Origin of the sequence: uncultured Modestobacter sp. (assembly GCF_947486615.1) — a bacterium.
GTDB lineage: Bacteria > Actinomycetota > Actinomycetes > Mycobacteriales > Geodermatophilaceae > Modestobacter.
In genome coordinates this window covers 38,728-51,578 of the sequence record NZ_CANKUD010000009.1, presented here as the reverse complement: position 1 = coordinate 51,578, position 12,851 = coordinate 38,728, and the positions used below count along the sequence as shown (strand labels likewise).

12 protein-coding genes are annotated in these 12,851 nt (G+C 73.6%); 5 read left to right on the top strand and 7 right to left on the bottom strand.

Annotation, left to right across the window (positions count from 1 at the left end; all coding sequences use genetic code 11):
- Nucleotides 1–82 precede the first annotated feature (82 nt).
- The 4 genes from hemE to hemQ all read left to right on the top strand — a co-directional run bounded on the left by hemE (nucleotide 83) and on the right by hemQ (nucleotide 4,849).
- Complete coding sequence (hemE, locus tag Q1A09_RS16320; protein WP_299957083.1) at nucleotides 83–1,126, top strand: uroporphyrinogen decarboxylase; 1,044 nt, start codon at nucleotides 83–85, stop codon at nucleotides 1,124–1,126.
- The gene (gene hemG, locus Q1A09_RS16315; protein WP_299957080.1) at nucleotides 1,123–2,481 is read left to right on the top strand and encodes a protoporphyrinogen oxidase; all 1,359 of its coding nucleotides are present in this window, start codon (nucleotides 1,123–1,125) and stop codon (nucleotides 2,479–2,481) included. The genes hemE and hemG overlap by 4 nt, the downstream gene beginning before the upstream one ends.
- A gap of 128 nt (nucleotides 2,482–2,609) precedes the next feature.
- Nucleotides 2,610–3,962 (top strand): alkaline phosphatase family protein, encoded by a 1,353-nt coding sequence (locus Q1A09_RS16310; protein WP_299957077.1) that lies wholly within the window; start codon nucleotides 2,610–2,612, stop codon nucleotides 3,960–3,962.
- Nucleotides 3,963–4,132: 170 nt separating this feature from the next.
- Nucleotides 4,133–4,849, top strand: a complete 717-nt coding sequence (hemQ, locus tag Q1A09_RS16305; RefSeq protein WP_299957074.1) for a hydrogen peroxide-dependent heme synthase — start codon at nucleotides 4,133–4,135, stop codon at nucleotides 4,847–4,849.
- Between the two features lie 334 nt (nucleotides 4,850–5,183).
- On the opposite strand, the gene msrB is transcribed toward hemQ, so the two are convergent.
- Entirely contained in the window at nucleotides 5,184–5,603 is a 420-nt protein-coding gene (msrB, locus tag Q1A09_RS16300; RefSeq protein WP_299957071.1) for a peptide-methionine (R)-S-oxide reductase MsrB, read from the bottom strand.
- Nucleotides 5,604–5,727: 124 nt separating this feature from the next.
- Nucleotides 5,728–8,865: an ExeM/NucH family extracellular endonuclease gene (locus tag Q1A09_RS16295; RefSeq protein WP_299957068.1), complete on the bottom strand. Its 3,138-nt coding sequence runs from the start codon at nucleotides 8,863–8,865 to the stop codon at nucleotides 5,728–5,730.
- Between the two features lie 234 nt (nucleotides 8,866–9,099).
- Here Q1A09_RS16295 and Q1A09_RS16290 point away from each other — a divergent pair, with 234 nt between their 5' ends.
- Nucleotides 9,100–9,558: a hypothetical protein gene (locus Q1A09_RS16290; RefSeq protein ID WP_299957065.1), complete on the top strand. Its 459-nt coding sequence runs from the start codon at nucleotides 9,100–9,102 to the stop codon at nucleotides 9,556–9,558.
- 121 nt (nucleotides 9,559–9,679) lie between these two features.
- On the opposite strand, the gene Q1A09_RS16285 is transcribed toward Q1A09_RS16290, so the two are convergent.
- The 5 genes from Q1A09_RS16285 to Q1A09_RS16265 form a co-directional block, all read right to left on the bottom strand.
- Complete coding sequence (locus Q1A09_RS16285) at nucleotides 9,680–9,883, bottom strand: cold-shock protein (protein WP_014741881.1); 204 nt, start codon at nucleotides 9,881–9,883, stop codon at nucleotides 9,680–9,682.
- A 194-nt stretch (nucleotides 9,884–10,077) separates the two neighbouring features.
- Nucleotides 10,078–10,533, bottom strand: coding sequence for a hypothetical protein (locus Q1A09_RS16280; RefSeq protein ID WP_299957047.1), 456 nt, complete (start codon nucleotides 10,531–10,533; stop codon nucleotides 10,078–10,080).
- Between the two features lie 201 nt (nucleotides 10,534–10,734).
- Complete coding sequence (locus tag Q1A09_RS16275; protein ID WP_299957045.1) at nucleotides 10,735–11,160, bottom strand: hypothetical protein; 426 nt, start codon at nucleotides 11,158–11,160, stop codon at nucleotides 10,735–10,737.
- Nucleotides 11,144–11,341, bottom strand: a complete 198-nt coding sequence (locus tag Q1A09_RS16270) for a helix-turn-helix transcriptional regulator (protein ID WP_299957042.1) — start codon at nucleotides 11,339–11,341, stop codon at nucleotides 11,144–11,146. Before Q1A09_RS16270 ends, Q1A09_RS16275 begins: the two co-directional genes overlap by 17 nt.
- Before the next feature lie 414 nt (nucleotides 11,342–11,755).
- Nucleotides 11,756–12,826 carry a DNA polymerase domain-containing protein gene (locus tag Q1A09_RS16265; protein ID WP_299957039.1) on the bottom strand — a complete coding sequence of 357 codons (1,071 nt, stop codon included), beginning with the start codon at nucleotides 12,824–12,826 and terminating at the stop codon, nucleotides 11,756–11,758.
- Nucleotides 12,827–12,851 lie beyond the last annotated feature (25 nt).

Genomic DNA, 12,851 nt, shown 5'->3' with positions numbered 1-12,851 from the left:
TGACCTGCGGAGCGAACCGCTCCCGGCCCGTGGCCGGTCCGCCGGCGACGCCGGCCGGCACCGTCTGGGAGGATCGGCGTCCGTGGGAACAGCAGCAGGACCGGCCGACTCCGATCTCGTCCGGGCGGCCCGTGGCCTGCCGGTCTCGCGCACGCCGGTGTGGTTCATGCGCCAGGCCGGCCGCTCGCTGCCGGAGTACCGCGCGCTGCGGGCCGGCACCGCGATGCTGCAGGCCTGCCAGGACCCGGACCTGGTCACCGAGATCACCCTGCAGCCGGTCCGCCGGCACGGGGTGGACGCCGCGATCCTGTTCTCCGACATCGTGCTGCCCCTGGTGGTCGCCGGGGTCGACATCGAGATCAAGCCCGGCATCGGCCCGGTGATCGCCTCGCCGATCCGCAGCGTCGCCGACGTCGACGCGCTGCCCGCCCTGGAGCCCGACCGGCTGGAGTTCCTCGGCACCGCCGTCCGCCGGCTGGTGGCCGAGCTGGGCGCGACGCCGCTGATCGGCTTCGCCGGGGCGCCGTTCACCCTGGCCACCTACCTGATCGAGGGCGGCCCCTCCAAGGAGCACGCGCGCACCAAGGCGTTCATGTACGCCGAACCGGCCGCCTGGCAGCGCCTGCTGGAGCGCCTCGCGGTCTCGGCGGCGACCTTCCTGCGCACCCAGGTCGACGCCGGCGTCAGCGCCGTCCAGCTCTTCGACAGCTGGGCCGGGGTGCTCTCCCCGGTCGACTACGCGACCCGGGTCCTGCCGCACTCCCGCGCGGTCTTCGACGGCCTGGCCGCGCCGGAGGTCCCGAAGATCCATTTCGGCGTCGGCACCGGTGAACTGCTGCCGCTGATCGGGGACGCCGGCGTGGACGTCGTCGGCGTCGACTGGCGGGTGCCGCTGGACGAGGCGGCCCGCCGGGTGGGCCCGGGGTACTCGCTGCAGGGCAACCTGGACCCCGCGGTGCTGCTCGCCGACCGGGAGACCGTCGACCGCGAGGTGCGCCGGGTCGTCGAGCAGGGCCGCGCCGCCCGCGGGCACGTGTTCAACCTCGGCCACGGCGTGCTGCCCGACACCGACCCCGGCGCCCTGACGCACGTCGTCGAGCTGGTCCACGAGCTGACGGCGTCGTGAGCACCTGCCGGCTGGTCGTCGTCGGCGCCGGGATCACCGGCCTGACCGCCGCCTGGGAGTGGCGTCGCACGCACCCCGACGGTGCGGTCGTGGTGCTCGAGGCCGGCGACCGGATCGGCGGCAAGCTGAACCGGGTCGAGCTGGCCGGCCGCTGGTACGACACCGGCCCGGAGGCGGTGCTGGCCCGCGTGCCGGAGGCCGTCGAGCTGATCGAGGCCCTCGGCCTGGCCGACCAGCTGGTGCCCGCGCGCACCACCCAGGCGTCGATCGAGCTGCCCGAGGGCCGGTTCCCGCTGCCGGCCGGCACGCTGCAGGGGGTGCCGACGTCCGCCGACGGGCTGGACGGCGTGCTCACCCCCGCAGGCGTCGCGCGGGTGCGCGCCGAGGCCGACCTGCCGCCGCTGCAGCTGGACGGCGACGTCTCGGTGGGTGGCCTGCTGCGCGAGCGGCTCGGCGACGAGGTGGTCGACCGGCTCGTCGAGCCGCTGCTCGGTGGGGTGTACGCCGGCCGCCCCGACGACCTGTCGCTGGCCGCCACCATGCCCGCGCTCGCCGCCCAGCTGCCGGCCGCCACGTCGCTGCTGGGCGCCGCCCTCGCCGCCCGGGACGCCGGTGCCCGCAGCCGCGGTGACGCCGACGGCCCGGTCTTCGTCACGGTGCGCGAGGGCATCGGCTCGCTGCCGGCCGCCCTCGTGCAGGCCTCCGGCGCCGACGTCCGGCTGTGCACCCGGGTCACCGCGCTGCGCCGCACCGCCGGCGGCTTCGAGCTGGACGTCGCCGGCGGGGCGACGCTCACCGCGGACGCCGTCGTGCTGGCCACCCCCGCCGGGCCCACCGCCGAGCTGCTCGCCGACCTGGCCCCGGACGCGGTCGAGCCCCTGCACGGGATCCCGTACGCCTCGATGGCCGTGGTCGCGATGGCCTTCCCCGAGCAGCCGGTCGCGGCGGGCTCCGGGCTGCTGGTGCCCCCGGTCACCGGGCGGCTGGTCAAGGGCGTCACCGTCTCCTCGTCCAAGTGGCCGCACCTCGACGGCGCGCTGCGGGTGCGCTCCTCGGTCGGCCGGTTCGGCGACGACGCCGCCCTGCACCGCCCGGACGACGAGCTCACCGCCGCGGTGGTCGCCGACGTCGCCGACCTGCTCCAGCTGGAGCGCGCCGAGCCGGTGCAGACCGAGCTGGTGCGCTGGACCGACGGGCTGCCGCAGTACCTGGTCGGCCACCCGCAGCGGGTCGCCGCGATCCGGTCGGCGGTGGCCGAGGTCCCCGGCCTGGCCGTGGCCGGTGCCGCCTACCAGGGCGTCGGCCTGCCCGCCTGCATCCGGGACGCTCGTCGCGCCACGCAGTCGCTGGACTGATCCGGTTCCGGCGGGGCCCCGAGCCTTGCCCCCGAGGTCACCGGGCAGCCCGATGACGGCCATGTCCGCTTCCTAGTTTCGGACCGTCGGCGGCCGCTGGGCCGCCGGGTCTCGTCCGAGGGAGCGCCATGTCATCGACCCACACCCGGCGGGCGGTCGCCGTCGCGGTCCTCACCGCGACGGCCGCCGTCAGCCTGGCCGCGACGCCCGCGAACGCGGACGACGCAGCACGCGACCCCGGCGCCGACATCCGGGAGCGCGTGCTCGACCGGGTGGACGCCCGCACCGAGAACAAGGTGGTGTTCTTCGCCATCGACGGTTTCGACGCCGACTACCTCGACGGGCGGGTGCCGCTGCCCAACCTCGACCGGCTGGCCCGCCGCGGCAGCCTGACCACCGGCACCGGGGTGATGTCGTCGATGACCAACCAGTCGTGGGGCTCGGTCGCGACCGGCGCCTACCCCGACACCACGCTCAACGCCTCCTACTACCTGGACCCGGTCTCCGGGACCGTCCGCGGCCAGTCGCGTGCCCTCGCGGTCGAGACCCTCGGTGAGGCCCTGGCACAGGCGGACCGGTCCATGGCGTCGGTGCAGTGGTTCACGCTGCAGAACCGGGGGACCGCCTACGGCGACCCGGACGCCCTGTACACCCAGCCCGGGGGCACCTGCGCGGACCGCGCTGATGACGCCGTGGCCATCCTCGAGGGGCGCCCCGTCGACTCCGGAGGGACGGCGGTCACCGTCCCCGAGGTGCCCGACCTCCTCGCGGTGTACTGCTCCGACGTCGACGGTGCCGGGCACGCCACGGGCGAGCAGAGCCCGGAGACCCTGGCCGCGCTCGCGCTGGTGGACGAGCAGATCGGCCGGGTGGTGGAGGCCACCCGGCGCGCCGGCACCTACAACCGGACGACGTTCGTCCTGGTGGGCGACCACGGCATCACGTCCTACGACGACGTCAACGGCCCGCAGACCGAGGCCGCGATCGACGCGCTGGGTTACCAGGCCGAGTGGGTGAGCACCAACCAGGCGCCCTCGCCCGGCACCGACGTCGTGCTCGCCGGCGGTGGGCTGACCTCCGTACACCTGATCGGTGACCTCACCGGGGACGCCACGGCGCTCGCCCGCATCGAGCAGGCGCTGGCCGGGGTGGAGGGCATCGGGGGCATTTACGACGAGCGGGAGCAGGCGGCCATGCGGATGGCCCCGGTCTACGGCGACCTGGTGGTGGAGCCCGCACCGGGCTGGGCCATGTTCGCCGCGGACGCCGAGATCACCCGCGGCCGGCACGGCACCACCCAGGAGCTGGAGGTCGCCTTCCTGCTTAGCGGACGGCACGTGCGCCCCGGGACCGTGCCGCAGGACCCGAGGCACGTGGACATCGCGCCGACGATCGCGCACCTGCTCGGCGTCCCGGCGCCGGACGCCAGCCAGGGGCGGGTGCTCGACGAGGCGCTGCTGCCGGTGCACCCGCGCGGCTGAGCCGACCCGGTGGCGCCCGGTGCCCGAGGTCGCCGGGCGCCACCGGATCCCCGTCCCCACCGCGGCGTGGGCCATCGCGCCGCCGCCCGCGCGCGAGGGTGGCGCGGTTCACCCACTCGATGGACCGACGTCCCGGATCGGGCCGTCGGCCGGCGGTCCACAATGGGGGCATGAGCGAGCAGACCGAAGAGCGCAGCATCGGCAAGCGGGCGAACGAGCTGAACGCCCAGATCCGCTACACGATGTGGTCGGTGTTCAAGCTGGTCCGCCCGCTCGGCGACGACCAGCGGGCCACGGCCGCCGACGAGGTCTCCGCGCTGTTCGACGAGCTGGCCGACAAGGACGTCGTTGTCCGCGGTGTCTACGACGTCGCCGGCCTGCGCGCCGACGCCGATCTGATGATCTGGTGGCACGCCGAGACCCCGGACGCGCTGCAGGAGGCCTACGGCCGGTTCCGCCGCACCACGCTGGGCCGGCAGCTCGAGCCGGTGTGGTCGCAGATGGCCCTGCACCGCCCCGCCGAGTTCAACCGCAGCCACATCCCGGCGTTCCTCGCCGAGGAGGAGCCGCGCCGCTACGTCTGCGTCTACCCCTTCGTCCGCTCCTACGAGTGGTACCTGCTGCCCGAGGACGAGCGGCGGGACATGCTCAAGGAGCACGGCATGCAGGCCCGGCCCTACCCCGACGTGCGGGCCAACACCGTCTCCTCCTTCGGCCTGGGCGACTACGAGTGGATGCTCGCCTTCGAGGCCGACGAGCTGCACCGCATCGTCGACCTGATGCGCGACCTGCGCGCCAGCCGCGCCCGCCGGCACGTGCGCGAGGAGGTGCCGTTCTACACCGGCGCCCGCAAGCAGGTCGCCGAGCTCGTCGCCGGGCTGCCGTGATGATGGCGATCCTCCGGATCGCACCGCGGCCAGGGGCCGTGCCCGACCGGCGTTGAGCCGTTGGCCGCGATCCCGGCGGGACCCTGCGGGCCCGCGCCGGGATCGCGGAGCCGCTGACCGCCGTCTCCGTCGGGACCCTCCGGGCCCGCGACGGAGCCGACGGGGTCGCTGGCGCGACACAGCGGCGGGTCCGTACTCGTGCCCTGCCATGCAGGAGGGCCGCCGGAGACCGCGGGGTCGCTGAGGCGACAGAGCGGCGGGGCCGCACTCGTCCCCGAAACCACAACGGCGCGTCCCCCGAGAAGGGGACGCGCCGTTGTCGTGCGGGACCGGCTCAGCTCTCGGGGGAGTCCAGCGTGATGCTGACGGAGTTGATGCAGTAGCGGTCGCCGGTGGGGGTCTGGGGGGCGTCGGCGAAGACGTGGCCCAAGTGGCTGTGGCAGCTGCCGCAGAGCACCTCGGTGCGCAGCATGCCGTGCGTGGTGTCGTCGCGGAGGACGACGTTGTCCTTGGTCGAGGGCTCGTAGAACGACGGCCACCCGCAGTGCGAGTCGAACTTGGTCTCGGAGCGGAAGAGCTCGGCACCGCAGGCCCGGCAGGAGTAGGTGCCGACCGCCTTGGTGTCGACGTACTCGCCGGTCCACGGCCGCTCGGTGCCCGCCTGGCGGAGCACGGCGTACTCCTCCGGGGACAGCTGGGCGCGCCACTCCTCGTCGCTCTTGACGACCTGGGGCTGGTGGGCGGATGTGGTCATGACCCCACCGTACGGCGGCTCCGCCACCCGTGCCGAGGACGGCGACGGCCCCGTCGCCCGAGTGGGCGACGGGGCCGTCGTACCTGGTCAGCGGGGTGTCACCGCCGGACTTCCCGGGGCGGGGTCAGCCGCGGTGCCACCAGCCGATCAGCCGGTCCAGCAGCTCCTGCAGCACCGAGCGGAGCTCGAACCCGGTGCTGGCGGTCTCGCCCGACGTGCCGCGCAGCAGCACCTCCTGGTCACCGGCCGGCAGCAGCACCGGCACGGTGAACCGGATGGTGACGGTGCCCTCGGAGTCGGCCACCGCGCTGCCCAGCTGCCCGCGGTTGCGGGAGGGCAGCGAGGCCGTCACCCGCTCACCCGGCTCGAACCCGGTGCCGGTCACGGTGACCCGCTCGCCGCGGTAGGGCCGCGGGTCGCTGACCGTCGCCTCGGCCGGCACGTCCGTCTCGGCGGGGGTGATGCCGATCAGGGTCGGGTTGTGGTCGCTGGACCGGTACGGGTCGGGGGAGAAGAACGGCTCGTACCCGGCGTACTGGTAGGCGAAGGACTCCTCGGCGTTGATCTCCCAGATGTCGTGTCCGGTGACCTTCGGGAACAGCGACGGGGTCGCGAAGACGTGGTCGAGCGACCCCGCGGCACCGTCGAAGACGTAGCTGTACTCGCCGTCCTCGCGGACCTCCTGGTAGCCGGCCGCCCGGAGGACGTCGAGCGGGTCCTCGTTGCGGTAGGAGTTGAAGTCGCCGGTCAGCAGCACGTCGGTGTCGCCGCTCTCCGTGGCCACCTGGCCGGCGAAGTCCACCAGCACGTCGGCCTGGGCCACCCGGTCGCCGTTGCAGTTGCCCTGTCCGCCCACCGAGCTGTCGTCGCTGTCGGCGCCGCAGCCGCTGCCCTTGGACTTGAAGTGGTTGGCGATGACCGAGAAGACCTCGCCCTGGAAGTCGAAGGTCTGCGCGATGGGCGTCCGTGCGTTGGCGAAGACGGCGGCAGCCTCGTCGCCGGTCGGGGTCATCGGGGCGCCGACCGGGGTGACCCGGTCGGTGCGGAAGATGATCGCGTTGGTGATGGCGTCGGTGTCCTCCCGGGCCCGCACGTGGTCCCAGTCGTGGCCGTCGACCTCCTCGAGCGCGGCGATCAGCGTCTCCACCGCCTCGTACTCGTTGGTGGAGTACAGCGCCGAGTTCTCGATCTCGTGCAGCGTGAAGACGTCCGCGTCCATCGCCGCCATGGCGGCGACGATCTTGGCCTCCTGCTGCTGGAACTCCGCCTCGCTGGTGGCCCCGCGGGGCTCGAGGACGCCGCTGCCGACCTCGGCGGGGGTGCGGATGAAGTAGTTCAGCACGTTGAAGTCGGCGATGCGCAGGTCACCCAGCACGTCCTCGGGAGCCGCCGTCCGCGGGTTGCGCTCGGGGAAGCTCGTCCCCTCGGCGGTGCCGTCTGAGGGCTGCAGCCGCCACTCGTCGAAGCCGTAGCTGAGCACCACCGGCTGGTCGATGAGCGCACCGTCGCCGACCCGCACCGGGTCGTCGGCGGTCAGGTACGGCGGGGCCTCACCGGTCGAGCCGAAGCTGGTCGAGCGGCCGTCGTCGATGATCACCGACCGGGCCTCGTTGCTCTCCGCCACCGCGGTCGAGGCCGGGCCGGGCTCGGCCGCCTCGGTGGGGGAGATCAGCCGGCCACCGGCGGCCAGCACGACCTCGCCGTACCGGTTCAGGTTGTAGACCTCGGTGACGGTCAGGTCGTCGGCGGGCTCGACCAGCATGCTCTCCAGCGCCTCGCGCTGGGCATCGGTCGAGGGCAGCGGCAGTGGGGTCGCCGCCGGCAGCTCACCGGGGCCGCAGTCGGTCACCGCGGTGGCGGTCACCTGGGTGGCCTCGTAGAACTCCGAGACGGTGCCGGTGACGGTCACCGTGTCGCCCAGGTCGAGCGCCGGCAGCTGCTCGCCGTAGACGAAGACGCCGTCGGAGGTGGCCGGGTCGCCGTCCCCGGCGTCCTGCACGTGCACGCCGTCCAGGCCGCCCTCCTGCAGGTCGCCGACGACGGTGCCGCGCACGGTCACCGTCCGGCCCTGGACCGGGCTGGCGTCGCCGGGGCCCTGCACCGAGCCGATGGGCACCACGGTGGCGTCGCAGGACTCCCCGACCGGCAGCTCGCCGCCGCCGGGGGTCTCCCCGCCGCCGGGGGTGTTGGCTGCGCCGAAGGTGCTGGGTGCCGGGCCGAACCAGGTGTCCTCGCCCGGGGTGCGCTGCAGGGACAGCCCGGCGTCCTCGGTGCCGGCCTCGGCCACCCCGATGTCGGTGCTCGTGGTGCCGGCCGCCGGACCGTTCGTGGCCGTCAGCGTGCCCTCGTAGCTCCAGAACTCCACGACCGCGCCGTCGGCGTCCACCAGCGCGAAGGCGTCGGGCGAGCCGTTCTGCACGCCGTTGGACGGGTAGGTGACCACGGAGACGCCGGACTCGCTGGCCGGCACCGGGTCGGTGTCGTACGTGGCGCCGTTGCTGCCGTTGTAGAGCACGACGGTGTAGGCGCCGGCGGCGATGGGCCCGTCGGCGGTCACCTCGATCGCCTCGCCGCTGTCGGTGCCGCCGTTGTCGTAGTGGATCTCGGTGAGCTCGGCGGTGCCGGCCGGCGTGGGGTCCGGGTCGGGGGAGGGATCCGGGTCGGGCTCGGGGTCGGGCTCGGGCTGGCCGCCGGCGCCGAAGAGGTCGGTGGCGCCGAAGGTGCTGGCGGCCGGTCCGGTCCAGGAGCCCTCGTCCACCCGCTGGAGCGACTGGCCGGCCGGCTCGGTGCCGGTCTCGGCGACACCGATGTCGGTGGAGGTGGCGCCGGCCGCGGGGCCGCCGGCGGCGGTGAGGGTGCCCTCGTAGCTGAGGAACTCGACCACGGTGCCGTCGCTCGCGACCAGCGCGACGCCGTCCGGTGCACCGTTCTGGATGCCGTTGGCCGGGTAGGCCAGCACTGCGACAGGGGTGCCGTCGGCCTGGGTGGTGACCTCGGCCGCGGTGATCGTCCGGGTGTTGTAGGCAGTGCTGTTGCTGCCGTTGTAGAGCACGACCTGCATGCCCACGAGGTCGGTGCCGGCCGGCGCGGCGACCTCGATCGCCTCACCGCTGTCGGTGCCGTCGTTGTCGTAGTGGATCTCGGTGATCCGCGCGTCGCCGGGGGCGGCCAGCGCGGGCGCCGCCACGACCAGCCCGCCGGCGGCCAGGGCCCCGACGGTCAGGCCGAGGACGGCGGAGCGAGAGGATCTGGAGAGGGACACGGAACTCCTCGGACGGTCGAGCGCTGACCGGTCAGGGGCGGTCGGACGCACCGATCCTGTCAGTGCCCTGAGCGACCGCCGATGAACATCCGGTAACGAACTACGCGCTGCTAAGAACTCTGCGGAGACCCCGCACATCGGGCGCACGGCGTGCGCGTGCCCGGGGCCCGGCGCGGGCTCGTACCGTGGTCGCGGCGCCGCGTCCGGTGGCGCCGCCGTCCGCCGAGAGGACCCATGAGCACCCCGCAGCCCCTGGCCGACACCTGGTTCACCCGCGACCTCCCCGTCCTGCGGGCCATCGTCCGGCTGATCGACGAACCACCGCACGGCAGCGCGCCCTACCTGGGGGCGGTGGTGCCGGCCAGCGGCCTGCCAAAGCCGCAGGTCGTGTCGGCGGCCAACGCCCTGGTCACCGCCGGCTACGCCGAGGCGCTCACCAACCACGCCGGCGAGATCGTCCGGTTCACCGCCGTGTCCGGGGAGGCCCGCCGGCTCACCGGGCTGTGGCCCACCCCGCAGAGCGAGTGGGCGCGGCTGGTGGAGCAGGCGCAGGCCCGGGCGACGGGTGCGATGACCGAGGTGGAGCGGGCGCGCTGGGAGGCCTTCGCCGAGGCGGCGGTCGCCCTGGGCCCCGACGACGGGGCGCTGCTCATGTCCGCGCTGATCGGTGGCTACGTGCCCCGCGCTCGCTGAGACGTGCCCCGCGCTCGCTGAGAGCCGCGGTACAACGCGACAGTGCCCCCGCCCGGTTTCCCGGGCGAGGGCACTGTCGGTGGTTCACGAGGGCTGCGATCAGCTCCTCAGTCTGATGAGATCAGACCGGGTTGACGTTCGCAGCCTGCGGGCCCTTCTGGCCCTGCTCGATGTCGAACGAGATGCGCTGGCCCTCATCGAGCGAGCGGTACCCGCTGGTCTGGATGGCCGAGTAGTGGACGAAGACGTCCGGGCCGCCGCCGTCCGGGGTGGCGAAGCCAAACCCCTTCTCTGCGTTGAACCACTTCACTGTTCCTTCGGGCATTGCTCGCTCCTAGCTGAGGTCGTGCGTCGGGGTCCTGCCAGAGCGCAGGGCCTTCCCGACGTGGTGAACCCTAGCGGCTCGGAGGCGTTCGTGGGGCACTCGGGCCCCAGAAGATCGCCGGGCGCGCCCGATCGGCTCCATGTCGGAGGGTCGGGACAGTCGTCCCGGAGCGTCGGCACAGGCGTGCGAGCGGCTCAGAGCAGTCGTCCGGGTGGGTCCTCGTGGTCCCCGGGCCAGGCGCGCCCGGCGTGGGCGTCGGCCGCGTAGGGGTGACCGGCGGGGAGCCCGGCGAACCGCGCGGCAGGCAGTGCGAGCGGCTCCCGGCGCCGGGAGTCCGTGCGCCATGACTCCGTGCGCCATGACTCCGTGCGCCAGGACGAGACGCTGATCGGTGCGGGGGCGGCCCACTGCTCGGTGGCCAGCCGCGCCTCCTCCAGCCGGACGGCCTGCAGGTGCCGGCGCCAGCGGTGGCCCAGCACGTCGATCGCCACCAGCACCGCGACCAGCACGGCCACGGTCAGGAACGCGTCGGCCAGCGCGGTGGCGACGTCCAGGGGCGTGATCTCCGGCCAGCTGACCTGCCCCAGCTGGTACCCGACGATCTCGACGACGACGTACAGCACGCCGTACACCAAGAGCGCGACCCGCATGACCCTGTTCCTCCGCCTGCTGCCGTGGACCCGACCGGACGGTTCCTCAACGACAGGCAGTGCCCGCCACGCGAGGCTGGGAGCCACCTGTGTGGTGGGTCGTCACCCGATCGGGGGAGGTCTCGAGCCGACCCGGCCCGGGGCAGTCCCTCCACCGAGCGCGATGGACCCGCGTCTTCCCAGCCAACCCCTGTCGTGGGGTCAGCCGCGCCGTGCGGCGATCGAGTTCGCGATTCCCCAGACGGTGGAGAGCAGGAGCAGCTGGCCGACGGGGAGCAGCTGTACCGGCTGGGGCCAGTCGCGGGCGGCCACCAGGACGGCGACCGCGACGAGCTCGATCGCGGAGACCGCCAGGGCGACGACTCCGACGACGGAGAAGCCGACCTGCGCGATGCGCTTGTCTCGTTCGTCCCGGTACTCGATCGCGTTGACCCGGGTGATGTCGCGAGAGTTCGGGCGGCGCGCGTAGACCGCCATGGCGAGCACGGCGAGGCCCACCGCCGCGAGCAAGCCGGCCTCGAACCAGCTCCCGGCGACAGCCGTGACAACAGCTCCCGCCAGGAAGACGGTCAGCAGGACGGCGTTCGCGGTCGAGACCGGCAGTCGCCCCTCAGTCGGTGTCGACATCGAACATCTCCTCAACTGTGCGGCCGAAGTGCCGCGCCAGATGCACGGCGAGCCGGAGCGACGGGTCGTATCGACCCGTCTCGATCGCATTGATCGTCTGCCGGGAAACCCCGAGGACCCTGGCCAGCGCCTCCTGGGACAGGCCGCTGGCCTGCCGCAGTTCACGGACCCGGCTCCTCACAGCGACAATCCTGCTTTCCACACTCGATTCGTGTCAAGCAGGCTTGTCGTCAAGCCTGCTTTCCACTAGGGATCGGCGACAGGCACTCCGTCGAGGTCGGCGGGCGTGTCCCTGGCGGAGGGAGCGTGACCCAGACCGAGGCCGAGTCGACGCCTACGGACGGCGATGAGCACCGAACTCGCGACCGAGCCGTGACCGCCCGCATCGCCGCGGCCGAGCGGTGGGCGCGCCCGGCTGGGGGGAGGGTCGCCACCGAGCCGGCCCGGCGTGGGCGCGTGAGGTCTGAGCGCTAGACCGATCCAGAAGGCCGTCTCGATGTGGTTGAGCGGGCCCGCCGCGCCGATGCGCGTGCACCTGCCGCGACTCGCCCGGCCGGTGAACGAGCGATGTGCTGACCCCTCGTCACCGGCTCCCTCACCTGTCCTGGCTGGTCGCCGGCTTCTTCGCGCGGCTGGGCTGCACCCGCATCGGCTCGCCGGGCATCTTCGGGTAGTCCGGGGGATAGGGCATCTCGCCCAGCCCGAGGTCGCGTTCCTGCCGGTCGGCCAGCTCGATCAGCGGCTCGATGCCGAAGGCGTGGTCGGCGAGTCCGGCGTGCTTGTCGCCCACCTCGCGGAAGCGCGCGGGCATGGTCCGGACGTCGAAGTCGAACGGCGACACGTCGGGCAGCTCGTCCCAGTCGACCGGGGCGCTGACCGGCGCGTGCGGCTTGGGCCGGATCGAGTAGGCGCTCGCGATCGTGCGGTCCCGGGCCATCTGGTTGTAGTCGATGAAGATCTTCTCGCCGCGCTCCTCCTTCCACCAGTTCATCGTGACCCGGTCGGGGATGCGCCGTTCCAGCTCCCGGCCGAAGGCGATCACCGCGCGGCGCACCTCGGGGAACGTCCACCGCGGCTGGATCGGCACGTAGACGTGCACGCCCCGGCCGCCGGAGGTCTTCGGCCAGCCCTCCATGCCGAACTCGTGCAGCAGCTCCCGCACGTGCGGGGCCACCCGGACCGCGTCGGAGAAGTCGGTGCCCGGCTGGGGGTCCAGGTCGATCCGGATCTGGTCGGGGGACTCGACGTCGGCCTTGCTCACCGGCCACGGGTGGAAGGTCAGCGTGCCCAGGTTGGCGCACCACGCGACGACGGCGACCGAGTCCGGGGCGATCTCGTCCGCCGTCCGGCCGCTGGGGAAGGTGATGTGCGCGGTCGGCACCCACTCGGGGGCGTTCTTGGGCACCCGCTTCTGGTAGAACGCGTCGCCGGTGTTGTCCACCCGGGTGGAGAGCCGGGCGCCCTCGAACACCCCGCCAGGCCAGCGCTCCAGCGTGGTGGGGCGGTCCCGCAGCGCGAACAGGACGCCCTCGCCGACGGCGACGAAGTACTCGACGACGTCGATCTTGCGGACGCCGAGGTCGCCGAAGTACGGCTTCTCCGGGTTGCTGACCCGCACCTCGTGACCGTCGAGCTCCAGGACGACGGCGTCCTTGCTGCTGGCCATCGGGCTCCGTCCGGGTCGGGACGCG

Coding starts and splice junctions, on each gene's coding strand:
- Q1A09_RS16275 (WP_299957045.1), bottom strand. CDS start 11,160: ATGTCGACACCGACTGAGGGGCGACTGCCGGTCTCGACCGCGAACGCC.
- Q1A09_RS16290 (WP_299957065.1), top strand. CDS start 9,100: ATGAGCACCCCGCAGCCCCTGGCCGACACCTGGTTCACCCGCGACCTC.
- Q1A09_RS16280 (WP_299957047.1), bottom strand. CDS start 10,533: ATGCGGGTCGCGCTCTTGGTGTACGGCGTGCTGTACGTCGTCGTCGAG.
- Q1A09_RS16310 (WP_299957077.1), top strand. CDS start 2,610: ATGTCATCGACCCACACCCGGCGGGCGGTCGCCGTCGCGGTCCTCACC.
- msrB (WP_299957071.1), bottom strand. CDS start 5,603: ATGACCACATCCGCCCACCAGCCCCAGGTCGTCAAGAGCGACGAGGAG.
- Q1A09_RS16265 (WP_299957039.1), bottom strand. CDS start 12,826: ATGGCCAGCAGCAAGGACGCCGTCGTCCTGGAGCTCGACGGTCACGAG.
- Q1A09_RS16285 (WP_014741881.1), bottom strand. CDS start 9,883: ATGCCCGAAGGAACAGTGAAGTGGTTCAACGCAGAGAAGGGGTTTGGC.
- hemQ (WP_299957074.1), top strand. CDS start 4,133: ATGAGCGAGCAGACCGAAGAGCGCAGCATCGGCAAGCGGGCGAACGAG.